The 25,264-nt window shown below is 42.3% G+C and carries 20 protein-coding genes; 7 read left to right on the top strand and 13 right to left on the bottom strand.

The annotated features are described in order from the left end of the window. Positions 1 to 2 precede the first annotated feature (2 nt). The gene (locus tag ACRBG0_RS15920; RefSeq protein WP_431487857.1) at positions 3 to 872 is read right to left on the bottom strand and encodes a YitT family protein; all 870 of its coding nucleotides are present in this window, start codon (positions 870 to 872) and stop codon (positions 3 to 5) included. Between the two features lie 11 nt (positions 873 to 883). Next, positions 884 to 1,618 (bottom strand): SAM-dependent methyltransferase, encoded by a 735-nt coding sequence (locus tag ACRBG0_RS15915; protein ID WP_431487856.1) that lies wholly within the window; start codon positions 1,616 to 1,618, stop codon positions 884 to 886. A gap of 148 nt (positions 1,619 to 1,766) precedes the next feature. Between ACRBG0_RS15915 and ACRBG0_RS15910 the strand changes: the two genes are divergently transcribed. After that, positions 1,767 to 2,525: a segregation and condensation protein A gene (locus ACRBG0_RS15910; RefSeq protein WP_431487855.1), complete on the top strand. Its 759-nt coding sequence runs from the start codon at positions 1,767 to 1,769 to the stop codon at positions 2,523 to 2,525. A gap of 69 nt (positions 2,526 to 2,594) precedes the next feature. On the opposite strand, the gene ACRBG0_RS15905 is transcribed toward ACRBG0_RS15910, so the two are convergent. Further along, complete coding sequence (locus ACRBG0_RS15905; RefSeq protein ID WP_431487854.1) at positions 2,595 to 3,692, bottom strand: COX15/CtaA family protein; 1,098 nt, start codon at positions 3,690 to 3,692, stop codon at positions 2,595 to 2,597. Between the two features lie 588 nt (positions 3,693 to 4,280). Between ACRBG0_RS15905 and ACRBG0_RS15900 the strand changes: the two genes are divergently transcribed. Continuing rightward, positions 4,281 to 4,964 (top strand): SOS response-associated peptidase, encoded by a 684-nt coding sequence (locus tag ACRBG0_RS15900; protein WP_431487853.1) that lies wholly within the window; start codon positions 4,281 to 4,283, stop codon positions 4,962 to 4,964. A 109-nt stretch (positions 4,965 to 5,073) separates the two neighbouring features. Further along, a complete protein-coding gene (locus tag ACRBG0_RS15895) occupies positions 5,074 to 7,434 on the top strand; it encodes a two-component regulator propeller domain-containing protein (protein ID WP_431487852.1) in 2,361 nt (786 codons plus the stop codon). Positions 7,435 to 7,441: 7 nt separating this feature from the next. Here ACRBG0_RS15895 and dtd read toward each other — a convergent pair whose 3' ends face one another. Beyond that, positions 7,442 to 7,894 (bottom strand): D-aminoacyl-tRNA deacylase, encoded by a 453-nt coding sequence (gene dtd / locus ACRBG0_RS15890; protein ID WP_431487851.1) that lies wholly within the window; start codon positions 7,892 to 7,894, stop codon positions 7,442 to 7,444. Between the two features lie 121 nt (positions 7,895 to 8,015). On the opposite strand from dtd, the gene ACRBG0_RS15885 reads away from it, so the two are divergent. Next, on the top strand, positions 8,016 to 8,486 hold the full coding sequence (locus tag ACRBG0_RS15885) for a DinB family protein (protein WP_431487850.1): 471 nt from the start codon (positions 8,016 to 8,018) through the stop codon (positions 8,484 to 8,486). An 11-nt stretch (positions 8,487 to 8,497) separates the two neighbouring features. Here ACRBG0_RS15885 and ACRBG0_RS15880 read toward each other — a convergent pair whose 3' ends face one another. The 3 genes from ACRBG0_RS15880 to ACRBG0_RS15870 all read right to left on the bottom strand — a co-directional run bounded on the left by ACRBG0_RS15880 (position 8,498) and on the right by ACRBG0_RS15870 (position 12,248). After that, positions 8,498 to 9,634, bottom strand: a complete 1,137-nt coding sequence (locus tag ACRBG0_RS15880) for an ATP-binding protein (protein WP_431487849.1) — start codon at positions 9,632 to 9,634, stop codon at positions 8,498 to 8,500. A 157-nt stretch (positions 9,635 to 9,791) separates the two neighbouring features. Next, positions 9,792 to 11,039, bottom strand: coding sequence for an aminotransferase class I/II-fold pyridoxal phosphate-dependent enzyme (locus tag ACRBG0_RS15875; RefSeq protein ID WP_431487848.1), 1,248 nt, complete (start codon positions 11,037 to 11,039; stop codon positions 9,792 to 9,794). Between the two features lie 105 nt (positions 11,040 to 11,144). Further along, entirely contained in the window at positions 11,145 to 12,248 is a 1,104-nt protein-coding gene (locus ACRBG0_RS15870; protein ID WP_431487847.1) for a diphosphomevalonate/mevalonate 3,5-bisphosphate decarboxylase family protein, read from the bottom strand. Positions 12,249 to 12,479: 231 nt separating this feature from the next. Between ACRBG0_RS15870 and ACRBG0_RS15865 the strand changes: the two genes are divergently transcribed. From ACRBG0_RS15865 to ACRBG0_RS15855, 3 genes are read left to right on the top strand one after another with little or no spacing between them, the layout of a single operon-like run. After that, the gene (locus ACRBG0_RS15865; protein WP_431487846.1) at positions 12,480 to 12,692 is read left to right on the top strand and encodes a helix-turn-helix domain-containing protein; all 213 of its coding nucleotides are present in this window, start codon (positions 12,480 to 12,482) and stop codon (positions 12,690 to 12,692) included. Between the two features lie 51 nt (positions 12,693 to 12,743). Then, entirely contained in the window at positions 12,744 to 13,073 is a 330-nt protein-coding gene (locus ACRBG0_RS15860; protein ID WP_431487845.1) for a HipA N-terminal domain-containing protein, read from the top strand. Between the two features lies 1 nt (position 13,074). Continuing rightward, positions 13,075 to 14,097, top strand: coding sequence for a type II toxin-antitoxin system HipA family toxin (locus ACRBG0_RS15855; protein WP_431487844.1), 1,023 nt, complete (start codon positions 13,075 to 13,077; stop codon positions 14,095 to 14,097). A gap of 30 nt (positions 14,098 to 14,127) precedes the next feature. On the opposite strand, the gene ACRBG0_RS15850 is transcribed toward ACRBG0_RS15855, so the two are convergent. From ACRBG0_RS15850 to ACRBG0_RS15825, 6 genes are all read right to left on the bottom strand, one after another. Further along, on the bottom strand, positions 14,128 to 16,464 hold the full coding sequence (locus ACRBG0_RS15850) for a M1 family metallopeptidase (protein ID WP_431487843.1): 2,337 nt from the start codon (positions 16,462 to 16,464) through the stop codon (positions 14,128 to 14,130). Between the two features lie 219 nt (positions 16,465 to 16,683). After that, the gene (gene thrC / locus ACRBG0_RS15845) at positions 16,684 to 18,018 is read right to left on the bottom strand and encodes a threonine synthase (protein WP_431487842.1); all 1,335 of its coding nucleotides are present in this window, start codon (positions 18,016 to 18,018) and stop codon (positions 16,684 to 16,686) included. 18 nt (positions 18,019 to 18,036) lie between these two features. Then, positions 18,037 to 18,978, bottom strand: a complete 942-nt coding sequence (locus ACRBG0_RS15840) for a homoserine kinase (protein WP_431487841.1) — start codon at positions 18,976 to 18,978, stop codon at positions 18,037 to 18,039. Positions 18,979 to 19,014: 36 nt separating this feature from the next. Continuing rightward, positions 19,015 to 21,474, bottom strand: coding sequence for a bifunctional aspartate kinase/homoserine dehydrogenase I (thrA, locus tag ACRBG0_RS15835; RefSeq protein WP_431487840.1), 2,460 nt, complete (start codon positions 21,472 to 21,474; stop codon positions 19,015 to 19,017). Positions 21,475 to 21,752: 278 nt separating this feature from the next. Beyond that, on the bottom strand, positions 21,753 to 24,335 hold the full coding sequence (locus tag ACRBG0_RS15830; RefSeq protein ID WP_431487839.1) for a M1 family aminopeptidase: 2,583 nt from the start codon (positions 24,333 to 24,335) through the stop codon (positions 21,753 to 21,755). 69 nt (positions 24,336 to 24,404) lie between these two features. After that, positions 24,405 to 25,193 carry an alpha/beta fold hydrolase gene (locus tag ACRBG0_RS15825; protein ID WP_431487838.1) on the bottom strand — a complete coding sequence of 263 codons (789 nt, stop codon included), beginning with the start codon at positions 25,191 to 25,193 and terminating at the stop codon, positions 24,405 to 24,407. Positions 25,194 to 25,264 lie beyond the last annotated feature (71 nt).

Below are 25,264 nucleotides of genomic sequence, written 5' to 3'. Positions count from 1 at the left end.
GTTTAATTCCCAGCCTTTCGGCTCAAGTACTTCCTCAAAATACCGCCTTGTACATTATTTACATCAAACTCAACAACAAATGCTTTAGGGTCAATGCGATCCACTACTCGGTGGATCTTTCGTAGGTCAATGCGATTAATAATACTATGAATTATTTCCAATTCTGTGTTTTCACCATGTGAACCGTAGCCACCTTGGCCTTTATAAACCGTTACTCCAGCACCTACTTCATGAACAACAGCCTTACTAATCTTTGCCGATTCCTTGGAGATAATTGTTAGTCCGATAAAGTCTTCAAATCCTTCAATAATACTATCTGTAATCTTGGCCGTTACTATAAAGGTCAAGATCGAGTACATACCCGTCTCCCAACTCGTGAAATAAATAGTAATCCCAAAAAGAATAATATTGAAAACAAGGATAAACTTCCCAATACTGATTCCGAAACGATCATTAAGATAAATGCCCAAAACTTCGGTCCCGTCAAGTACAGCACCTCCCCGAATAGTAATACCTATACCCATTCCTAGAAAAATACCGCCAAAAATGGCTATTAGTAACTTATCATCTGTTACTGGCGGTAAAATTCCCCAGTGAACAAAAATAGCCAGTCCTATAATCGAAAAGATTGATTTAAAAAAAATCCATTTTGACACAACGTAATAAGCTATTATCAAAAACGGAATATTCATAAGAAGTAACAACCAGGAAATATCAATATCAGTTAATAGATTAGTCAATAAAGCTACGCCGGTAATACCTCCATCGAGAAAGCCATTAGGTAATAAAAAAGCATTGAGTCCCACTGCAGCAAATAAAACGCCGATCGTAATCTGTAACAGGTCAATAACTACATCCTTAAAATTATTCATATATATAGTTGCTATTTATTCCGCCCTCCTAGTACAAAGACCGCTGGCCTTTTGTGCAAATCAGGCAAAGTAAGCTTTTTCCAAGCACCAATGGTGTGGGTTTGTATCCATTGTGTAGGCAACGTTACATCTACCGCAATTGAAAAGAGTGTATTGGTATCCAGCACCTTCAGAGCTGTTTCTACAATAGATAGGTTACGGTAGGGCGTTTCAATAAAAATTTGTGTTTCCCCTCTTCGATTGGCTTGTACTTCCAATTGCTTCAATTCCTGAGCCAGCTCCGGACGCTTGGCACTCAAATATCCCTTGAATGCAAAAGATTGACCATTCATTCCTGCAGCCATTAAGGCTAATAAAATAGAAGAAGGCCCTACCAGCGGCATCACTTCTATCCCCTGTTGATGCGCAGCCAGTACCAATCGGCTTCCGGGATCAGCTACAGCAGGAACGCCAGCCTCCGACAATAACCCAACAGATCGGCCAAGCTTCGTGGCTTCTAAAAAAGAAGGAATATCTCCTGCTTCCGTACGCTTGTTTAACTCAAAAAACAAACAATCATCAAAAGGTGTAGGAAATGCAATGGCTTTAAGAAAACGCCGCGCCGTTTTAGCCCTTTCAACGACGAAAACATCTAAACCATGAATAATTTCTTTCACATATTCCGGAACGGTATGCCAGGCATCCTCCCCTAACGGAACAGGTAATAGATAGAGTTTTCCAACCGACTGATCCCCGCTTTCTTTCATAATGCAGTATTTATACAATTCTTAAACCATATCAAGGAACATAAGGACATACAAGAAAACAAATTAGCTGGTCTTATAACAGCTTACATCGTTTAAGCCTTCACAGAACTAACATACACAATTACAACCAAAGCCTTACCTTTGCGCCATGAGTACGTCTTACACGATTAAGCTGCCCCAATTCGAAGGTCCTTTCGATCTCCTGCTCTTTTTCATCGAGCGGGACGAGCTGGACATTTACGATATTCCAATTGCCAAAGTTACGGATGATTTCCTTGATTATATCCGGCAAATGGAACAGATGGACATTGACCTGGCCAGCGAATTTGTTTTGGTAGCGGCAACCCTCTGTCGTATCAAAGCCAAGATGCTCATCCCACGCAAGCCTCTTGACGAGGAAGGTAATGAAATTGATCCACGAGAAGAACTGGTAACCAGGCTACTGGAATACAAAAGGTACAAGAGTATACTGGAAGAAATGCGCGAACTGGAAGAAAGTCGCTCATTACGTAATTACCGAGGCAATGTAAGTAGCGAACTCCAGGATATTGCCACCAAAGCCCTTGTAGACGCAGAGCTGGAATCCGTTACCCTATTCAAGTTACTGCGTGCTTACGAACGGATGATGGAAAAGGCCGAAGAAGCCAAAAAGCGACCTACCGTTCACAAGATTGTACAGTTCAATTATTCTATAGAGGAGCAACAGCAACATATCCTTACCCTGATCAATTCGGGCTCCCGCCCAAGCTTTATAGATATTTTCGGGCAATGCGAAAATCGCATTCACGCCATTGTGACTTTCCTGGGCCTACTGGAGCTTTTAAACATGCAACGTATAAAGCTCATTGGTGGTCAGGAAGTTAACAGCTTTTGGCTCGAACCCTATCCCATCGAAGAAGAAGAGTAACCCCCATCCTGGGCTAAAAATCTACTAACTTCACGTTAGTTATACACAGTTATCCACACTCAATGTTGATTATTCTCGTAGTAATTGATAATCAACAAATAATACAGCCGATAATAAGAATATCGCCCCCGTCTGGTGCAATACACCCAAGGCTACAGGAATCATACCAACACTGTTAATAACGGTAAGTATTCCTAACAAGATTTGAATTACTAACATACTTACCAACAGGTAAGATGCTTGCTTAATAATTCGCGAATTGGTCGTCTTCAATAATTTCCAAACAAAGTATAAGGCAATGACTGTCAATAAGTAAGCAACACCTCTGTGGGTAAACTGTACCAGTGCAGGAAGGAACAATGTAGCGTCATAGTTAACAAAGTTTTCCACATTCCACATACTCGATTGTAAAAGTACCTCTGGAACCCATTTTCCATCCATGTCAGGCCAGGTTGGAAAAAACAATCCGGCCTTCGCTCCTGACATGATTCCACCCAGAATAATTTGTATAGAAGTAAGGACTGTGAGCACTTTGGCCCAAGTTTTCAACACTGAGTGTGGAAAACTTTCAGCGTTAGGTTGAAAGACTTTAAACACCGTCCAAAGCAGGTAAGCATAGAGTATACAAGCCAAGGATAAGTGCATCGTTAACTTGTAGGCATTTACCCAGGGGCGTTGAATTAAACCGCTAGCGACCATAATCCAACCAAAGGAAGCTACTACTGCGGCAAGCAATACCGTTATGCCTAAACGCCTCATTAAAGGCTTGTCGAGCCACCTCTTGCGCCAAAAGATAACAAAGGGGATAGCGAACACAAATCCCATCAAACGCGCCCAGAGGCGATGAAAATACTCCCAGAAGTAAATAAACTTGAATTCCTGCAAGCTCATTCCCTCATTAATTTTGGCATACTGGGGCGTCGCTTTGTAAGCGTCAAACTCCACATGCCAGTCCGCATCATTGAGCGGAGGCAAGGTACCGGTAACGATTTCCCATTTAGTTATAGACAAACCAGAGCCTGTCAGGCGAGTAATCCCACCAATGACAATCTGCCCTATAATCATAACTACTCCTACCACGAGCCACCATTTTACAATTGGGCGGTAACCATTACTCCCCAAGGCTGGATTTAAAACCTCACCAGAACCATCTTGCTCGACATCCATAATTCTTATTTTAATTAAGTGCTATTACCGCAGCTAAACTCATGAATTTGTTTCTCAAACTGCTTTTGGTAATAGTTCCTATTAATAGATTTTAATAATTTTTTTTCAATTCCCTTATTATTATTAGGGCTGTTAGTATGGTGGAGAAAAAAATAAGTTAAGTCTAGGTTAAGTGAGTATTAATAAAAAGACGACCTTAACTAACACTTAATTCACACAGAAACTCCTTGATTAATAAGGAATACGCAAACTTATTCACAGTTGGTGGATTATTTGTTAACGGAATAACTTTTTTAAAAAGAGGTATGGATATTTGACTTTAAAATGTCAATAACGTTGTCGCTTTCCACCAAAAAACGACATTGAACGAGTAGCGCAGATTTTCAACATCGTAGTCTGTTAGTAGATGTTTATAAATCGACCGTAATCCCCATAGCTCTCCACAGGTTGTGTTGAAAACTGATTTGCTTAACTGCTTGTTTTTTATGTACTTAATGGTTTGTGAAAAAGTCAATTGTGGAAAACTTTGAAAGGGTGTTTTGCATGTTTTTGTTTCTGTGTAGTTATTAATAATTATAAAATTTTGGCATGTGTGGTAGATATTCACAAGTTTATACGGTAACACAAGTGGAGCAGCAATTACAGATTCCCTTAGTCGGAAGCGCTGAAATTATTCCCAATTATAACCTGGCTCCTACACAAGAAGCGATCGTTATTCTCAACGAATCTCCTCGCCAATTGCAGGCAATACGCTGGGGACTGGTCCCTTATTGGTCCAAAGATATACAACAAGGAGCAAGGTTGATCAATGCGCGTAGCGAAAGCATTGTTACAAAACCTTCCTTTAGAATTCCTATTCGTCAACGGCGTTGTTTGGTCATTGCAGACAGCTTTTACGAATGGCGTAGGTCAGGGCAGCAAAAATTGCCCTACCGTATATTAAGGAGTAATGACGAGCTGCTGGTCATGGCGGGTATTTGGGATATTGCCAAAATCAACAACGAAGCGTATCGCACTTTTTCTATTATCACCACTGCTCCTAATAAAGAGATGGAAGGTATTCACAATCGTATGCCGGTTTTACTACTTGGACAAGATGAACAGCAGGCCTGGTTGCGTGATCAAGCACTGGAGGATACCCTGGCATTGTTGAAAACACCTCCCAATGATGTGCTAAAGCATTATAGGGTGAGCCAAAGGGTGAATAGCGTTAGGAGTAATGGCTCCGAGTTACACCAACTGGTAAATGACGATCCATTGACCTTATTTTGATACCTGACCTTAATTATTGTCGCTAGTCTAACTTAAGATGCTAATTTTAGCCTTTCAAGCAATACATTTCCTGGCTTGCTGGTTTATCTTTTGAACAGATGTACAACTTATGAGACCTCAGTTACTACTCGCTTTTTTCCTTTTACCATTTCTTGCCTTTACTCAAAATATTTTACCCATTGGAGAATGGCGAGCGCATCCACCTAAACGGGTTGGGTTGTCAGTCACGCAAAGTGCTGATCAGATTTTTTATACTACCCGCGCTGCTTTGATGATCCTGGATAAAGATGAGATTGCACCTAAGTTTAAGACTACAGTTGACGGTCTTACGGGCGTAGATTTCCGGATGATTCGGTTTCATGAACCGAGCGGGAAATTGATTATCGTTTACGATGATGGGATTATCGATTTATACGATGAAGGTGAGATCGTAACGGTACGGTCTATTAAGAATTTCACGAACATTACAGGGGAGAAAACGATCAACGATATTTTTGAATACGATGCTAACACACTCTTCCTGGCAGGTAGTTACGGCGTTTCTGCTTTTCGTGTGGATAATGGTTCTTTTCCGTTTACCACGTTTATGGGAGAGGCAAACGTTCTTTCCGTAGCCGTTTTTGAAGGTAATATTTACGCAGGTACAGGCGAAGGAATTTATTATACTCCTGTTAATAATCCTACTGCAGACGATTTTAGCACCTGGAGCTTTCTGGGCACAGAGGCCGGCTTTCCTGATGATTATTCTACTAGCGCAATGACGATTTATGAAGGGGAGCTGTACCTTGGCATCAATGAAGATATTTATCGCTGGGAAAATGGTGGCCCGGTTCTTTTCTCTGATCAAACCGATAATTACGGGTTGAGGTATTTATCAGCAGAAGGGGAGCACCTTTTAGCGGGTTATCGCTGTGTAGATGGCGGTTGTGGCAATGGCCAAGTCCTTTATTTTAAAGCAGATGGAAGTGGCGGAGCCTTGACGCCTGGTTGTATCGGTCGTAGTAATTACGCCATTGAAGATCAGTACGGGCAGGTTTGGTTTGGTGATGAATACATGGGCTTTCGTTGGCTTGACAACCCTTCCGATGATTTCTGTAACACGTTTGAAATCAACTCTCCTTATAGCCAGAAAGTTTGGGACCTTGAGGTTTACGATGATACGTTATGGATGGCTGCGGGTGCTTACGAACCCAACCGTACGCCGATACCCACAGACCACGGGATGGCTTCTTTTGCCAATGGCGATTGGGAAATTTATAATCGCTGGAACAAGGAAGCTTTTAAAGGTTTTAATACCTCCGACAGTCAGCGAGACGATGATGTTTTTGCCTTGATTGATGTTGTAAAAAACACAACAAACGGAAAGGTGTATGGAGCGTCTTATTATACCGGGCTTATTGAAATAGATGGTGAAAATATTCGACTTTTCAATGATAGCAACTCTCCATTAAGTAATACCAGCGGTGACGATAGCCGCACGAGAGTGAGTGGTTTGGCAGTGGATGCGGAAGGTGGATTATGGGTAAGCAACTACCGCGCATTGGAAGGAAAACCACTCCACCGACTAAACCCTGACGGGACCTGGGTTTCCTTTACTGAGACTTGTGGACAGAATGATCTCTTTCAGATAGCGATAGATCCAAGTACCAATTATAAATGGATTATTTCAGGGAGTACAACCTCCGGGATTTTGCTTTTTGACGAAGGAGAATTAGATAACCCCAATGATGATCGCTGCCGTTCATTTACTGCCAATAATTCAAATGTCCCAACCAACGAAACCAACTGTTTGGCCATCGATCAGGATGGTGATGTATGGGTGGGCACCAATCAAGGTATTGTGATCTTTGAATGTGGAAGTGCTGCCTTTGATGATAATTGCCAAGGTTCTTTGCGAACTGTAGACTTGGACGGATTTCTGGAATATCTTTTCAAAACCCAAACTGTTCAGGCTATTGCCGTTGATGGTGCAAACCGTAAATGGGTAGGAACGACCAACGGCGCTTACCTACTGTCACCAGATGGTAAAGAAGAATTGATTCATTTCACGAAAGATGATTCTCCTCTTTTAGATAACTCCATACGTACGATTGCGATCAATGATCGAACAGGAGAGGTGTTTTTTGGTACAGACGAAGGGGTAATTTCTTATCAAGGAGATGCTATTGTAGGTACTCGCCTCAATAAGGCCGAACCCACTGTTTTTCCTAATCCTGTACGGCCCGAATATGATGGCCCGATCACTGTGAGAGGCTTGGCCGTTAATGCCAATGTTAAGATTACGGATGTCAATGGCAAACTGGTCTATGAAACGGAAGCACTGGGTGGACAGGCCGTTTGGGATGGTCGCGACTACAACGGGCGACGGGTGCAAACGGGTGTTTATTTAGTGTTCAGTACCACCAATCCCCGGGAGGCAGGATTGGCTCAACCGGATGCGGTAGTGACGAAAATTTTGTTTGTGAACTAAAACGGGACTATTCTCTGTTTTTGGAATCAATCCAAATGGTAACAGGTCCATCATTGAGCAGGCGGACTTTCATGTCTGCACCAAATTCTCCTGTTCCGACGGGTTGCCCTAGCGCAATGCTGAGCCTGTCTATAAACTGTTCATAAAGAGGTATAGCTACCTCTGGTCGGGCAGCTTTTATATAACTTGGTCGATTGCCTTTTTTGGTACTCGCATGAAGGGTAAACTGGCTAATGACAAGAATTTGCCCTTGTGTATCAAGGACCGAAAGATTCATTTTCCCTTCCTCATCACTAAAAATGCGCAGCTGTATTATTTTTTTGCAAAGCCAGTCGATATCCTCGACAGCGTCTTCGTTTTCTATACCTAATAGGACAAGTAAGCCTGGGCCAATAGCCGATTTTACATTCCCTTCAATCGTAACGGAAGCTTCGGTGACACGCTGGATAAGTACTCGCATATATAATGAGGTGTGCTTTTTCTGTTCACAAAAATATGAATCCTTAAGTAGTTTGTTAACTTTGACAAGACATTATACGGAATAACGTCTACCATCATTTTCCACTCTTTTAATCAGGCTTATGACTATTGCCAACTTTGAGTTTATACTGAAAAGCACACAGCAAACGAGGGCAAATATGCTGAGCCTATTGAAGCCCCTACAGTTGGATGAGCTTAATAAAATTCCCGAAGGTTTTCGGAATAACCTGGTATGGAATTTTGGCCATGTTATTGTCACCCAACAATTGTTATGCTATGGTCTTTCTGGCTTAAAGCCTATAGTAGATCAATCAATGGTCGAAGCTTATCGAAAAGGAAGTGCTCCGCAAGGGAGTGTAAGCCAGGAAACATTTACGGAATTTATCCAGCTTAGTGAAGAAACCTTGGTGAAATTCCAGCACGATTATGCGCAGGGAATTTTCGAAAATTTCAAGCTTTATCCTACGAGTTTTGGTATAGAACTAAGCAGAGTAGAAGAGGCTTTCCAGTTTAATTTAGCCCACGAAGCCATGCACCTGGGGACGATGATGGCTATGCGGAAGCTGGTATAAAACAGTAGCTCTTAGCTGTTGGGAGTTAAGAAATTTTGATAATTTTCTGGAGAGATAACACTGAATGCCGTATCTGGATAAGCATTGCTGAAGGTACGGGGCATGCGTGCTTTTTTCTTGCTATTCCACTTGAATTCATAGGCATATAGTTGCCCGTCGTATTCTTCAATGTAATCGATTTCTTGCTGCTGAGTAGTGCGCCAGAAATAGCTGTGTCCATAAAATTGATGATAGTTGTTGTATTTTAATCGCTCACTAATAAGGAAGTTTTCCCAAAGTCCTCCTACGTCATTACGCTGGGATAATGGCCGAAAATCACCCATGATAGCATTTCTAATTCCGCAGTCATAGAAATAAAATTTTCGACTTTTTTTAAGCTCTGTCCTAATGTTATTGCTGTAAGCTCCCAGTCGGAAAACAATAAAGGCCTTTTCCAGTAGGCTGATGTATCGCTGAACGGTTGCCTTGTCACTGCCAACAATTTCGGCCAATTTATTATAGGTACTCTCGGAGCCAATCTGAGATGCTAAGGCTTTTAGCAGTTTGTCAATCAGTTCAGGTTTACGCAAATCCTGAAACGTGAAAATATCCTTGTACAAATAACTATTAGCAAGCTGTAAAAGAACTTCTCGCTCATTTCCTGCTTGCGTTATTACTTCAGGGTACATACCAAAAAGTAACCTGGATTCTATGTTTCGTTCCTCTGTAAATCCACCATGATAAACGATCATTTCCTCTGTTGAAATAGGAAACATAAGGTACTCCCACTTCCTCCCCGTTAAAGGTTCGTTGATTTCGTTAGCCAATTCAAATGCAGAAGAACCACTTACCAGGAGTTGCACATCAGGAATTTGATCAGTAATAATCTTTAAGGTCAATCCGATGTTCTTTACCCGCTGTGCTTCATCAATAAGTACGAGTTTTGCAGGGCCTATAATATTTCGAATATTTGAAAGTGTCTGTACTTCCAAACGCATTTTTATGGCTAGGTCGTCACAATCTAAATGTAGTGTTGGTTGGTCAAAGGTTGCTCCTATTCTTTTTAGTAAAGTAGATTTTCCTACTTGGCGAGGCCCCAGTATAAGGATTGCTTTTCCTGTACCTAACTTACTTTTTATGGTATCGTAGAGAACACGGTCTACATGCATGATAGTATATTTAGGGATTATAATCCCCGAATATACATATATTTAGGGATTATAATCCCCGAATATATACTTATTCTGGTTTGAAAGATGAGTAAGGGATAAAAAAAACGGCCTGCAGTATTTAAACTGCAGGCCGTTTTTATTTTTCAGACTGAAATTAGTCGTCTGTGATCATTGCACCTTCTTTTGCATAAACACCATCCTCCAGTTTAGTACGGATAGCTTTAAATGCTTCAAGAGTGATGTGGATGTCTTCGTCGGTGTGAGAAGACGTAGGAATCAAACGAAGAATCATCTGCCCTTTTGGTATAACCGGATAGACCACAATGGAGCAGAAGATGCTAAAGTTTTCGCGCAAGTCGTGTACCAGCGCAAGTGCTTCTCCAACAGTGCCTTTCATATAAACAGGTGTAACACAGGCTCCTGTATTACCAATATTGAAACCAGCATCCTTCAATCCTTTTTGTAGAAGGTTGACATTGTGCCATAGTTTCTCCCGTAGTTCAGGCATAGTACGCAACAATTCGTAGCGTTTTAATGCGCCAATAACCATAGGCATCGGTAATGATTTGGCATAAATCTGGGAGCGCAAGTTATAGCGCAGGTAATTGATAATATCAGCATCACCTGCTGCAAAAGCACCAATACCCGCCATAGATTTAGCGAAAGTACTGAAGTACACATCGATGTCATCCTGTACACCTTGTGCTTCACCAGCGCCGGCGCCAGTTTCTCCAAGCGTACCGTAACCATGAGCATCATCGACAAGTAGACGGAACTCGAATTGGTCACGAGTAGCTACAATTTCCTTTAGGATACCTTGCTCGCCGCGCATTCCGAATACACCTTCTGTGATAACCAGGATACCGCCACCAGTTTCAGCAGCTTTAGCCGTAGCTTTCACCATCTGCTTTTTGAAGCTATCAATATCATTGTGCTCAAAAGCAAAACGAGGGCCAATATGCATCCGCACACCATCGTAGATACAAGCATGATCGTCTTTGTCATAAACCACTACATCCCGGCGGGTCAGTAGTGCATCTACGATCGACATGATTCCCTGGTAACCAAAGTTAAGGAGAAGACCTTCTTCCTTTTGTACGTGGCTGGCAAGTTTTTGCTCTAGCTCTTCGTGGTATTTGGTTTCTCCAGACATCATCCGGCTGCCCATAGGGTAAGCCATTCCCCATTCCTTCGCCGCGTCGGCATCTGCCTTGCGTACTTCTGGGTGGTTGCCCAAGCCGAGATAATTATTGACACTCCAGACAATGACTTCTTTGCCCTGGAATTTCATTCGGCTAGCCAATGGGCCTTCCAATTTTGGAAAGGTATAGTAGCCATGAGCAAAATCAGAATATTTACCGAGAGGGCCCGGATCTGATTTAATCTTTGCAAATAAATCCATAAGACGCACTTTTTGAAACCGCGCGAAGATGGCCTTCGTGCCGGTTCTTTTAATTAGGATTAAGTTGCAAAGATAAGATTTAGTAGGGAATTAGAAACAGCTGGTTTAGTTTGGATTTAAATCAGCCTCCAACTCCTCCGGCCCCGCTCCACATCGATCTGCAATGTAGATACCATCCTGGCAAAGAGGAGTGAGTTCACTACGAATAAATGTTTTTACTTCGGTGGCAATATTATCAGGATAAAGCAAGTGCAAATTAGGCCCGGCGTCCAGTGTGAAATACAAAGGATGCCCAGTTTCGGCACGGTAAGCTTGTACTTTACGAATAGCGGCAATACTATTGGGTTCCATCAAAAGGTAGGGAGGATTCGATGTCATCATCAGTGCATGCAAGGTCAATGCTTCTGCTTCTGTAATTTTTCCAAAAGTTTCTAGGTCACCTGCTCGCATCGCTGCGGTTAAATTATCCATACGCTGACGTGCCTGTAAATAACGATTATCAGCATAAAGATTGCCTTCCATCAAATTATGTCCGGCGCCACTACTTACACTTTTTTCTGCTTTGCTAATGATGAGGATGTCATCGTGGTAGGTTTCGAAAATATCGTGTACCTGATCTGCATAAGGTATTGCATAAAAGTTGGAAGCCCGCGGTATTTCGCCTGCTTCTCCCCATACTGCTACGTGTGGGTAAACAGAACGACAGGCACTGCCAGATCCCAAACGTGCGAGGTAGGATGCTTTTTGGTAAAAGCCTTCTGTATCAGAGAGTGAATCAAAAAAGCGCTGCTCCATACTACACAAGACTAATGCAATAGCACTCATCGCAGAAGCTGACGATGCAATGCCAGCCGAGTGAGGAAAGCTATTGTTGGTATCAATGCGTAAGTGTAGTTGCCCGAGAAAAGGAAAAACAGGCAATAATGTTTTTAGATACTTTTCTACCCTAAGAGAAAAATCAGGCCGTGATTCTCCTGCAAAATAGAAATCGAGGTCTATTTCTTTACCGCTTTGCTTATCACTATAACTTAAGGTCGTATCCGTCGCCGCTTGTGAAAGTGTCAAGCTTATCGAAGGGTTCCGAGGAAGCTGTTGGCCATATTTTCCCCAATACTTAATTAAGGCAATATTGCTTGGGCTGCGCCAACGCACTTTGCCGGGAGTAAGTTGACTACTATCAATGATGAATTTCGGATTCTTATAGTCCATGGTCTTAATTTTTCGATTCCAAAGATAGAGACAATCCCTATGGTATTATGTTTATACTATTTTTAGTAATAGTGCGAATTGTTCTTTGTGAAGCTGTATATCACAACTTAGTGTGATTTTTCAAAATACTATTGAGAAACAGTATGTTTTTTGTCTTAAATCACATGATAGAGTGATTTTTGCTTGCATTGCTCGCTGAGTTTGCTTAAATTAATTAAAAATCACAGTATAGTGTTAGTTAAAGATATAGGTGGGCAAATCAAAGAAAGAAGAAAACTTCTTGGGCTTACGCAGCCCGACTTGGCAGAGTTAGCTGATGTGAGCGTGAATACGCTTTATAAATTAGAGCGAGGGCAGAACAATCCTACACTTGATATTCTGGATCGTATTCTAAAAGTACTAGGTCTGGAAATACATTTACAAATAAGAACAGCACGAAAGTAAAAAGCGAATCGCAGTTTATTTTCTGCGCAATACTAAGGCAATTAAAGTAAAATGAGAAAGGGAGAGGTTTACCGAAACGGAGAACACTTGGGTACACTTACAGAAAAAACAGGTAGTCGCTATCATTTTATTTATACTCAAGCTTGGGTAAGTGATCCTACTAAACCCGCAGTTAGTTTGCGATTACCCAAACGAGAAGAGGCTTACGAAAGTGAAGTGCTTTTTCCATTTTTTTTTAATATGCTCAGCGAAGGAGTAAACCGCAAACTGCAAAGCCGGCAATTGAAAATTGATGAAGGTGACCATTTCGGATTGTTATTGGCTACAGCTGCTTATGATACAATAGGTGCTGTAACAGTTCGAGAAGCAGAAAAGGAGTAATATGGAAGCATTGAAAAATTGCCCAGGCACTTTAGCGGAGGGATACCAGGGATATAGTCCGTCAGCTCTACGAAAGCTTTTTGATGGTAAAAAAGTAAATCCTGTTTTACCTTTTTCTCCTCCCCAGTTGAGCGAAGAGACTGCTGCCGCTTTTGTCCAAAACAGAAAACATTTATCTGTTTCCGGCGTTCAGGAAAAATTGAGCATGGTGCTGGAAGGTAAAGAATTACGCCTGGCCAAGGAAGAAGAGCAAGGTGCGTATATACTGAAACCTGTTCCACGGGATCTGAAAAAAGTTGGGCAAGCTCCGATGAATGAACACCTCACAATGCAGCTGGCGGAGCAAGTGTATGGTATAAATACAGCAGCTAATGGTTTGGTGTTTTTTGCCGACGGAACACCAGCTTATCTCACTCGCCGGTTTGACTTAGGTGAAGGTGGTCATAAATGGGGGAGTGAAGATTTTGCTTCCCTGGCTGGAAGAACGAGTGAAAATGGTGGTGCCAATTTTAAGTACGATTATAGTTACGAGGCATTAGGGAAATTACTGCCGCAGTTCCTGCCTGCCTGGCGGGTAGAGATTGAGAAGCTATTTCAGTTGCTTGTCTTCAATTATCTTTTTTCGAATGGAGATGCTCATTTGAAAAACTTCTCTGTCTTGGAAACTTCTCAGGGAGATTATTTGATGAGTCCGGCTTACGACTTGCTCAATACTCGTATTCATGTAGACGATTCTGACTTTGCTTTGAGTAGAGGCCTATTTGAAGATGAATTTAAGTCGGAGACCTGGAAGAAGCAAGGGCACGCTGGTTATGATGATTTTCTGGAACTTGGTAATCGTTGGGAAATGCGCCCCAAGAGGATAGAGAAATTATTGCAGTCATTTGTTCAACGGCAAGAGCAAGTCGAGAAATTGGTAGCACAATCTTTTTTGGATGCATCTACACAAAGAGGGTATTTGCAGGCTTATCGTACTCGCAGGAATTTCCTAAAAAAAGGATCGCCCCACGATGACAAGTCGTAGGGCGATACATGGGGGGCTTGAATCAATATTTTAGTTAGAGCCTTCTGCTGCCTTTGCTCGCTGATCTCGCTGCATCGGATTTTCTCGGCTGCCACGGTTGCTTCTTCGGTACAACTCAAAGCGATTCATCTCTTGACGAGGAGGGAAGTAGTTGTTCGTCCGATCGGTGTCCGCTGTTTCGAGGTAGGGGTCGATAACAATTGAACTTACTTTTTTATCTGTAACTAATACTTTAGTTACCTGGTCGTTGTTTCGTCTCCATATCTCCGCAGGGATATAGTGATCTTCGTTACTACCATCCGCAAATTGTAGTTGGATAATAATGGGCATGATTAGACCACCTTCATTTTTGAAGGTCATTTCGTAATAATTACGGTCATCCTCCAGTACTGCTCTTTCTTCGTCAGAAAGTGAGGAGCGCAATTTTTCATAATCCTCTTTGTCGAGTATACTTACAGCCAGTGGATCGTATTCAGTGTAAAAGTCGCGTAGGGTAGGATCAATCTCATCTTGTGTCTTAGCAATTTCCTTTTCGTTGCGGATGCTACCAATACGACGGGGGGCTTCTTCTTGTTGCTGTTTGGCTAACGCGTTTTCTACATCTGGGTTTTGCGTATTGATCTGATACCACTTTACATCGGTAAGTGCGATATCTACATTGTCGGTGGTAAAGAACCACCCACGCCAAAACCAATCAAGATCTACTGCTGAGGCATCCTCCATCGTCCGGAAAAAGTCATCCGGCGAAGGATGCTTGAATTGCCAACGCCGAGCATACTCTTTGAAGGAGTAGTCGAAGAGCTCACGGCCCATAACTGTTTCTCTTAAAATGTTTAGTGCAGTTGCGGGCTTACCGTAGGCATTATTGCCAAACTGTAAAATAGATTCTGAATTGGTCATGATCGGAGAAATACCTTCCTTATCACCAGCCATGTAAGAAACGATGTTTTTGGCTGGTCCACGGCGACTCGGGTAATCTCTTTCCCATTGCTGTTCTGTTAGGTATTGCAAGAAAGAATTTAATCCTTCATCCATCCAGGTCCATTGTCTTTCATCTGAGTTGACGATCATTGGGAAGTAATTGTGGCCTACTTCGTGAATGATCACGCCAATCATGCCATACTTGGTTCTTTCAGAATAGGTACCATCTTTCTCAGGCCGACCAAAGTTGAAGCAGATCATAGGGTACTCCATACCAATACTTGCTGCGTGGATCGACCAAGCAACAGGGTAGGGGTAGGCAAAAGTATAATGGCTGTACCATTTTAGAGTATGAGCAACGACCTTGGTTGAGTAGTGTTCCCATAACGGATTCCCTTCTTTTGGGTACATGGACATGGCCATTACTACTGAGCCATCTTCTTGATCTACACCCATAGCATCCCAGATGAATTTTCTGGAAGAAGCAAATGCAAAGTCACGTACATTCTCTGCTTTAAAGTGCCAAGTGCTAGATGTGGTTGCTTTCTCTTTTTCGTTCTCAATAGCTTCCTCTTCAGTTACAATAATGACAGGTGTTTCTCTTTCTTTTTTTGCTTGAGCAAAACGATCTTGCTCCGCTTTAGTCAGTACATCTTTTGCATTTTGGAGTACTCCGGTAGCTGCAACTTTATGGTCAGAAGGTACAGTGATCTTTACATCATAATTGCCAAACGGGAGTGTAAATTCTCCGCCACCTAAAAATTGCTTGTTTTGCCATCCTTCGTTGTCGCTATATACGGCCATGCGAGGGAAGAATTGAGCAATGGTATAAAGGTAGTTTTCGTCTTCTTCGAAGTATTCATAACCCGAGCGACCACCCATTGTCATTCTATTGTTGATGTTGTACCACCACTTTATCTTCAGTGTAGCCTTTGCCCCTGGTGCCAAAGGGGTGGCTAGGTCTACACGCATCATTGTTTTTACAATAGTGTAGTCAAGATTTTTATTGTTTCCGTCACGAACATATTCTAGTTTGAAGCCACCGTCAAAGGTGGGTTCGAGGCTATTGAGTCCTCTTAGACTCATGCGATCATCAATGTTAGAGGTGCGTGCTTTATAAGTATCTGAATCTTTGGCGCGCATATTCTGATCTAGCTGAATCCACAGGTAGGAAAGGGCATCAGGCGAGTTGTTGGTGTAAGTGATTGTTTCGTCACCATATACTCTTTGAGTTTCATCTTCTAAGCGGATGTTCATTACATAGTCCGCTTGCTGTTGCCAGTACTTGTGTCCTGGTGCTCCAGATGCAGTTCTGTAAACATTGGGAGTAGCAAGTTCTTGGTATAGTTGTTTGAATTTACTCTGGTTGTAGCGCTTGTCTTGAGCGCTAATCTCATGCCCGAAAAGACATACCGTGAATAGAATAAGTAGAAGTTTTGCTTTCATTATAGCGTTTTTTATGCGTGCATAAAGGTAAAGACTAAGTAGTTTACAGCGGTGTTCCACGTGGAACATTGCTATCAAATGTGCTCAAATAGAAGTGAATTCCAGGAGGTTTAGTTTGAAGATCGACGGGGTTTTCTTCGGTAATGTTCCACGTGGAACATTAAAAAAGCCTTACTTGGGATAGTTCAAGTAAGGCTTTTGGCAAATAGAGACTTGGTCTTACAGGTTGTCAAGTAGCCATGTTTTAAAATTAGTGTAGTCGATGGACATAGATATAGCTTCTTTTACACGGCCGCTAAGAGCTAGTAGTCTTTCGGGAACAGGGATTTCTTTCCCTATTACTCGGTCCATGTCTTCTTTGAATTTTGCTGGATGGGCAGTTTCTAGAATGACACCCTTGGTATTTGGGTGCTTTTTTTGGTAGGCATCAAGTGCTAAATAACCTACAGCACCATGCGGGTCGATGAGGTAGTTATAGGTGTCAAAGATATATTTGACAGCCTGTTCTGTTTCTTGGTCGTTGAAGGAGAAGCCAGAAATTAGCTTATTCATGCCTTTCCATATACCTTGGTCAGAAGGGATTCCCTTGCCTTTTGCTGCGGAGAAAATGTCAACCATTCTTGCAAAATTACTAGGATTGCCTACGTCCATTGCATTTGATAGTGTGCGAACAGACGGACGTGGTTGGTAATCTCCGTTCTGTAAATAGGAGGGGACAACGTCATTTTTATTGGTTGCAGCAATGAATTGGTGAACAGGAAGCCCCATTTTATAGGCTAATAACCCGGCAGTAAGGTTGCCGAAATTTCCAGAAGGAATACAGAAAACGATGTCCTCTGTTGTGTGTTGGATTTGTTTATACGCTTCGAAGTAATAAAAAGATTGAGGTACTAGCCTGGAAATGTTTATGGAGTTAGCTGAACTGATTCTGATTTTACGTCGTAACTCTTGGTCAAGGAAAGCATGTTTAACCAAAGCCTGGCAATCATCAAAAGTGCCATCTACTTCTAAGGCTGTGATATTGTGGCCTAATGTAGTAAGTTGTTTTTCTTGTAGAGCACTTACTTTTCCGCTAGGGTAGAGGATAACGACCCGAATGCCCGGCGTTTTGTAAAAACCAGCAGCTACTGCTCCGCCCGTGTCGCCGGATGTGGCAACTAAAATAGTAAGCTCTTGGTCTTCTTTACGGTTGAAATAACTCATGAGCTGGGCCATGAAGCGCGCGCCAAAATCTTTGAAAGCTAGGGATGGACCATGAAATAGCTCTAAAATATACTTCTGATCATCTAGCTGAACAACAGGCGCAGGGAAGTTAATGGCCTTGTCGATGATCCCTTGTAAATCCTGGTCAGGGATTGCTCCTTGAAAAAGGGTCTTCGATATGTGAAAACCAATCTCTGAAAAACTAAGTTGAGAGAGGTTGTCAAGTATGTCCTGGGGTAGTCGAGGAATGTCATTGGGCATGAATAATCCATTGTCTTCTGGAAGCCCTTGGAAAACTGCTTGCTTTAAATCGACTTGGATGTCTCGGTTTTTGGTACTGTATAGTTGCATGGAATCTTTTTTAGAATACTAAATACGAATAGCTCCTTCCTTATTGATAGGAGAGGGGTAGGCATTTGCTTTAATGCCGTGGTTTTCAAATGTACGCTGCATTGCTTTGGCTATGGTTTGGGCATTCGCTTTACCTCGGCATAGGGCAAACATGCTAGGGCCAGCACCCGAAATACTTGCACCGAGTGCACCGTTGTCTAATGCAGCTTGTTTGACATCAGCAAAAGCCGGAATCAATTGTGCTCGCTGCGGCTCAATAATAACATCATGTAGTGATCGGCCAATCAAAGCGTAGTCTTGTTCATATAGACCGGTGATGAGTCCTCCTAGGTTTCCGTTCTGTTCGATATGTTGAGGCAGACCGAGCTGGTCGCTTAGTACTTCACGAGCATCCTTTGTTAATATTTCAACATAAGGATAGACCACAGCTGCATACAAATCTTCAGGAACAGGGAGTTGATGGACATCCAGGCTTTGATTGTCACGAATAAAAAGAATTCCCCCTAATAGGGATGGTCCAACATTATCAGCATGGTAGGCGCCATCAGCAATCTGTTCACCTGCAACGGCAAAAGGAAGGAGTTCTGCTTTGCTTAATGGCTGACCAAGCAATTCGTTTACGGCGAAAACACCTGCAGCTGCACTAGCTGCACTAGAGCCTAGCCCACTTCCAAAAGGCATTTTTTTGTGGATTTCCATTTCGATGCCAGCGTCCTCCATGTCTAAGTGGCGAAGGAGTTGAAGTGCACCAAATCCCGCTGTGTTCTTTACCGGATCAAGAGGTAATACCTTTTCGCCGGTTCCGGTAATTTTTGAAATCACTAAGCCTGGTTGTTCTCGTTTTTTTACGACTACTTCATCACCAGGACCATAAATGGCAAAACCAAGAATATCAAAGCCTACAGCTACATTCGCTACGGTTGCTGGAGCAAAAACGCGAATTTCAGAATTAAGTATCATTTTAAAGTTTTACTTCTTTTTATTAAAGCTTTACTTTTAAAAAAGAAATTTTCCAATAGAAATTATTTCTGCAAAAACACCTGCTGCTGTAACCTCTGCTCCTGCACCAGGCCCGCGCACAACTAAGGGGCGATCTTTATAACGAGCAGTTACAAAGACAATCATGTTGTCACTGCCGCTCAAGAAATAAAAAGGGCTGTCAGTAGCTACGGCTTTCAATGCGATTTGAGCCTTTCCTGTTTCGTCGAGGCTAGCGATCATTCTTAGTACTTTATTGTCCGCTTCGGCGTTAGCTCGTAGTTGCTCGAAATGATCATTATGAGCTTCAAGCTGAAGGAAAAATTCATCTATACTTTCGGCTTCTTCCACAGCCTTGGGTAAAATGGAGGTGACGGTCACATCTTCCTTTTCTAGCATCCAATCAGCCTCTCTAGCTAAGATGAGGATCTTACGTCGTACATCCATTCCGCTTAGGTCTATTCTCGGGTCAGGCTCTGTATAACCAAGCTGTTTTGCTTCTGCTACGATTTCGCTGAAAGAACGATCTCCTGTAAAATGGTTAAAGATATAGGAAAGCGATCCTGATAAGACGCCCTGGATTTGTAGAATTTCGTCACCACTTCCGATGAGGTCGTTAAGCGTTGAAATAACGGGAAGCCCAGCACCAACATTGGTTTCATACCGGAAAGCTACATCTCGCTTGTTGGCAATCGTCTTTAATCGTTGGTATTGGAGGTAAGAGGATGAAGTAGCGATCTTGTTCGGTGTTGAGATAGAAATACTATGCTCCAGTATGGATTCATAATAACTCGCGACTTTCTCATTCGCGGTATTATCGATGAAGATACTGTTAGTGAGATTCATCTCTTTCATCCGCGCGACGAAAATAGGTAAGTCGGAAATAGCCTCTCCTTCGGTAAGAGTCGTTTGCCAATTTTCTAAATCAATACCTTCTTTATCAAAAATCATTTTTTTGGAATTGGCTAACCCAATTACCTTTATCTCTAGAGAACGTTTCTCTTTCAAGAATTCGGTTTGTGCCTTGAGTTGCTTGAGTAAGGTGCTGCCTATTAATCCAACACCCACCATAAATAGGTGCAACTCTTGAGTACCACTAAGGAAGAAAGCCTCATGCAGTGCATTGAGGGCTTTGGTTTCATCACTCTGCGGAATGACAACAGAAATATTTAATTCACTCGACCCCTGAGCAATGGCAATAATATTGATACCATTCTTGCCTAGGGCTTGGAATAATCTCCCTGATATCCCCGTGCGGTATCGCATGTTCTCACCAATAATAGCAACAACGGATAAGTCTTCTTCTACTTTTACAGGGTCAACAATATTTCTGTCTAGTTCGTATTGAAATGCTTCTTCTACCTGGCGCTTAGCTTTGCGGGCAACTTGTGGCTGTACTGCAAAGCTAATAGCATGTTCACTAGAGCCCTGTGTAATGAGAATAACATTGATACCGGCTTGGGCCAAAGCACCAAAAAGACGAGCAGCGATGCCAGGGACGCCAAAAAGACCACTGCCAGCAAGTGTCAGTAATGCTACTTGGCTTACAGAAGAAATCCCTTTTACAGGAGCCCCTTCTGGATCAGACTGATTGGAAATATAGGTGCCCCGAAAAGAAGGGTTAAACGTGTTTTTTATAAAAAGAGGAATCTGCTTTCGTAAAGCAGGCTGTAGTGTAGGCGGGTAAATCACCTTGGCACCAAAATGAGACATCTCCATCGCCTCGGCGTAGGTCATGTTCTTAATAGTGAAAGCCTTTTTTACTTTTCTAGGATCAGCAGTGAGGACACCATCGACATCGGTCCAGATTTCAATAACTTTTGCGTTGAGCCCAGCGGCAATTAATGATGCCGTATAATCTGATCCCCCACGGCCCAATGTTGTCGTTAGGCCACCTTTTGCGGAAGCGATAAAACCAGTTACGATTTGTACCTCAGGGTGCTCGGCGTAGTACTCGCGAATTTTTTGATAAGTCAGTTCAAAATCTACTTTTGCAGAATTAAACTTCTTGTCCGTTTTGATAATTTTCCGTGCATCAAGGTAGGCGCTCTTGATACCCGCTTGACGCAAAACAAAAGAAATGATAAAAGAAGAATTACGCTCTCCAAAACTAAGAACATAATCCATCGTACGAGGCGAAGCTTCTCTCACTAGAAAAATACCGTGCAGCAGATTTCTCAGAACTTCGTGATTACGATCAAGTTGGGGGAGTACTTCCTTTTTATATTCGTCACTGAGTAGCTCCTCTACTGCTTTGGTATGGCGATCGCTAAATTTATCAAAAAGATCTTGATAACTTTCGTTGCCCTTAGCAGCTAGTTCACTCATTTTGATGAGCATATCTGTGACCCCGCCGAAAGCAGAAAAAACAACAGTAAAGTGTTCTCCTTCAGCGTAATATGATTTTAATATATCAACGATGTTACGAATTCTTTCCGGCTTGGATACGGAAGAGCCACCGAATTTCAGGACCTTCATAGTAAAATGAATTTAGAATAAATGTACCGTCACTGTGAGGTTAAGGCAAGCAGTAATGACGGTTAATATTTGGAAGAATAAATGTATTTAAAATATACAATTCTGTCAGTGCTTGGCCATGAGAAATATGCGCCCTAATTCCGAAAGGTAAGCCATTGGTTTTGGCAAAGAAGTAGATAAAAAAATCCCGAGCACGATCGCACTCGGGATTTTTTGTAGTTAAAGAGGTTTTGTAGTCCCCTTTGATTTTCTCTAACTATTCACAAATAAAGGGAACATTAAAATTGCTGATAAATCCCTTTTAACTGTGGATTCGTCTCCGCAGCTTTGATAGCTTCAATTGCTTGGTCTATAGCACTAAGCCACTCTGTAGCTAAGGCATTTTCAGCAAGGCCACCTTTCAGTTCACTCAACGTTTTGATCGAAGCAATCCGTGCCCAAGGAGATTGGCCCATATTGGTACCTATAGCCTTCAAGCGTTTAACGGCTTTCTCAATATTGGCCCCTGAGTCATCAGCAAGGAGCAAATTTCCATAACTTTCAAAGAAGTTTAAAGCACCAAAACCATCTACATTCCCAAGGTTTTTATCGAAATAGGGAAGGTATTTTTGATCACCAGATTCAGCATAAATATCCCCCACGGTAGCTACTAATTGAGCATTCGTTTCGTTATTCATTTTATCTGCAGCAGCTAATCCTTCTTGAGGATTAAGCTGGTAAAGACTTGATAATCCGGTAGATACGACATTGTACGGACGAGCGTCTATTGCTTTTGCAGCAAGCGTGTAAGCTTGATCATGTCCTATTTCTGTAAGTGCCATTAATGCTGTTGAGCGAACCTCAGAATGGTCATCCTCCTCCGCAAGTTTAGCTACCAGTTCCAATGATACGGAAGAAGAAGTTTCTTCTGATAAACGGTTTAATGCCAAGGCTCTGATACCATAAAAAGGATCTTGTAGTGCCTTTTGGAGAATAGCATCAAAGGCGGGGTAATTATCTTCCAGTTCATTCAATGCTTGGTAACGGTCCAGGAATAGTGGTGCATTCAGGAATTGGTAGGCCAGCTGATCTTGGGTTTTATTGTCTTCCCATTTTGCTAAAATACTCCGCTCTGCATCAAAAATAACAAGGGCAGGAGCAGTAGCTGCAGGCAAGCGAACTTCCTGTTGCCGCTGGTCAATAAAAATTTTGTGGCGAACAGGGGCATCCTGGCCAGGAAGATATATGTCGATCTCAGTGAGTAGCTGGAAAATAGGAGGCATCTTCCTCCCGTCCTGGGTTTGTTTGACTGTCACAACAGCCTCCTTGGTATCTACATCATAACCGTAGTCTATGTTCAAGGTAGGCTGCCCTTCATTCATGTACCATTGATCAAAGAACCAATGAAGGTCTTCACCAGTTACGTCTTCAAAAGCCATACGGAGCTCATCAACTTCAACTGCTGAATAAGCATTGTCTTGAAGGTAACGCTGTAAGCCCGCAAAGAAAGCTTCGTCGCCAATGGTCTTGCGCAACATGTGCAAAACCGCACCACCTTTATTATAGCTGTGGGCGTCAAACATGTTCTCTTTATCCGCATAACCATAATGAATCAAAGGGTGGATACCCTCGCGAGCAGACGACAGGTAGCCTTCCCATTCTTCCAACAAGTGCTGGTCTGCTTCATCACGGCCGTATTTGTGCTCAAGCCAAAGGTATTCACTGTAATTGGCGAACCCTTCATTCAATGTCAGATTGGCCCAGCTTTCGCAGGTGACAAAATCACCAAACCAATGGTGAAACATTTCGTGGGCAACAATTTTTTCATTAATTAACTCATCAATGAGTTCACGTTCAGTATGTTGTATGAAGTCGCCAAAGATAACACCAGTGGTATTTTCCATAGCACCTGATACAAAATCACGCACAATCACCTGAGAGTATTTTGACCAGGGGTATTCGGTACCTGTTACTTCAGAGAAAAAACCGAGCATCTCTGGTGTATGTGGATAGATAGCTTTTGCGTGCGCTTCAAATTCTGGTTCCACGTAGTAATTGACAGGCTTTCCATTGTAAGGGGTGTCTTCAACTTTAGCAAATTCACCGATCGCTATCATAAAGAGATAAGGTGCGTGTGGTTGATCCATTTTCCAGTAATCAGTACGCGTGCCATTATCATTCTTTGTAGAAGAAAAGAGAAGGCCATTTGATAACGTCAGAAAGCGATCTTCTACCGTTAGGTACATCTCCTGCGTACAACGCTCGTTGGGTTTATCTACTGTCGGAAACCAGCGGGAATTGTTTTCCGTTTCACCTTGGGTCCAAATTTGTTGAGGCTTGTCGCCTTCTTCTCCTCTTGGATTAATAAAGAACAGTCCTTTGTCAGATGTTATCGCATCACTACCACCATCTGGACGTGGTTGCGCTATATAGTCAATAGCTAACCGGATAGTGTCTTTCTTGGTGTAAGTGCCAGGTAATTGAATAACAACTTTACGACCATCATATTCATAACGAAGAGTGGTACCGTCAGCAAGTTGTATACTATTAAAGGTAAAGCCTTTGGCATCGAGCTCTACGATACTCGTAGGGTAGAAATAAGGAGTGAGCGTTAAATCTGCTTTTCCTACAACTTCTTCTTTTTCCCAATCAAAAGAAAGATCCAATTTTGTGTGGAGAAGATCAATCGTTCTGGAATGGCTTGGATTGTAAACAGGTAACTCGTAATCTTTTTCGTCCTCTGTTATTGGTGGTGCGGTAACGTATAAGGTGTCGAGTTGGCGCTCTTCAAAGATAGGTTCTTCCATAGTCACCACTTTGGGCGTACCACAGGCTGCTATCAACAAGCTCAGTAAGCTAATACCGAGAATTTGAAATTTCATGTTGGTAAAATTAGGGAGTTAATCAGAATTGAAAGTAGCGTTCGTTGCAGACTAGTGTAGATATCCTACTTAATGTTGTACTAAAAATTCCTCCAGAAGATCGTTGAAAATTACAGGATGTTCCATCATTGGAGCGTGCCCGCATTTGTCAACAAAGTGAAGCGTTGAGTTCGGAATGAGTTCGTGGAACTTTTCGCCCACAAAAGGAGGTGTAATACTGTCTTCTTTTCCCCATATCAAAAGTGTAGGGGCTGTTATCTGGGCAAGCTTATCACTCAAGTTGTGGCGTACGGCCGATTTAGCTGTTGCGATAACCCTGATGGCTTTGTTCCGGTCATTGACCGTATCAAAGACCTCATCTACTAATTCCTTAGTCGCTACTTTAGGGTCATAAAACGTTCCTTCTGTCCTTACTCGGATGAATTCGTAGTCACCTCGACGCGGAAAAGAATTACCCATTGAGTTTTCAAAAAGGCCAGAGCTACCTGTCAGGCTAACTGTTCGAACCTTTTCAGGGTGAGCCAGGGTGTATAACAAAGATACGTGCCCCCCCAGCGAATTGCCAAGGAGATGAACCTGGTCAAAGCCTTTCATTTCTACAAAATCAGCGACATGATCTACTAACCCTGCCAATGAAACCTTACGTAGAGGTAGTTCAAAGATAGGGAGCATTGGTACGACGACATTGTACTTCTTTCCGAAATGGTCAAGTATGCCCGAAAAATTACTTAGGGCACCGAATAACCCGTGCAATAACATAATGGTTTCGTCTCCTCCATTAGTTTCCAGATAGCGGAACCTTCCTTCCTCGATAATTTGATATTCCATGTAGCTTATTAAGGCAATAGCTATTGCCATTGTTGCGATATTTCCTCTTGTTTGTTGAAATAAGGGAAAAAAAGTGCAATTTTTTGCAAAAATAGTGATTT

The sequence above is a fragment of the Lewinella sp. genome (genome assembly GCF_050633125.1).
GTDB lineage: Bacteria > Bacteroidota > Bacteroidia > Chitinophagales > Saprospiraceae > Lewinella.
This window is presented reverse-complemented; position numbering and strand designations above follow the sequence as displayed.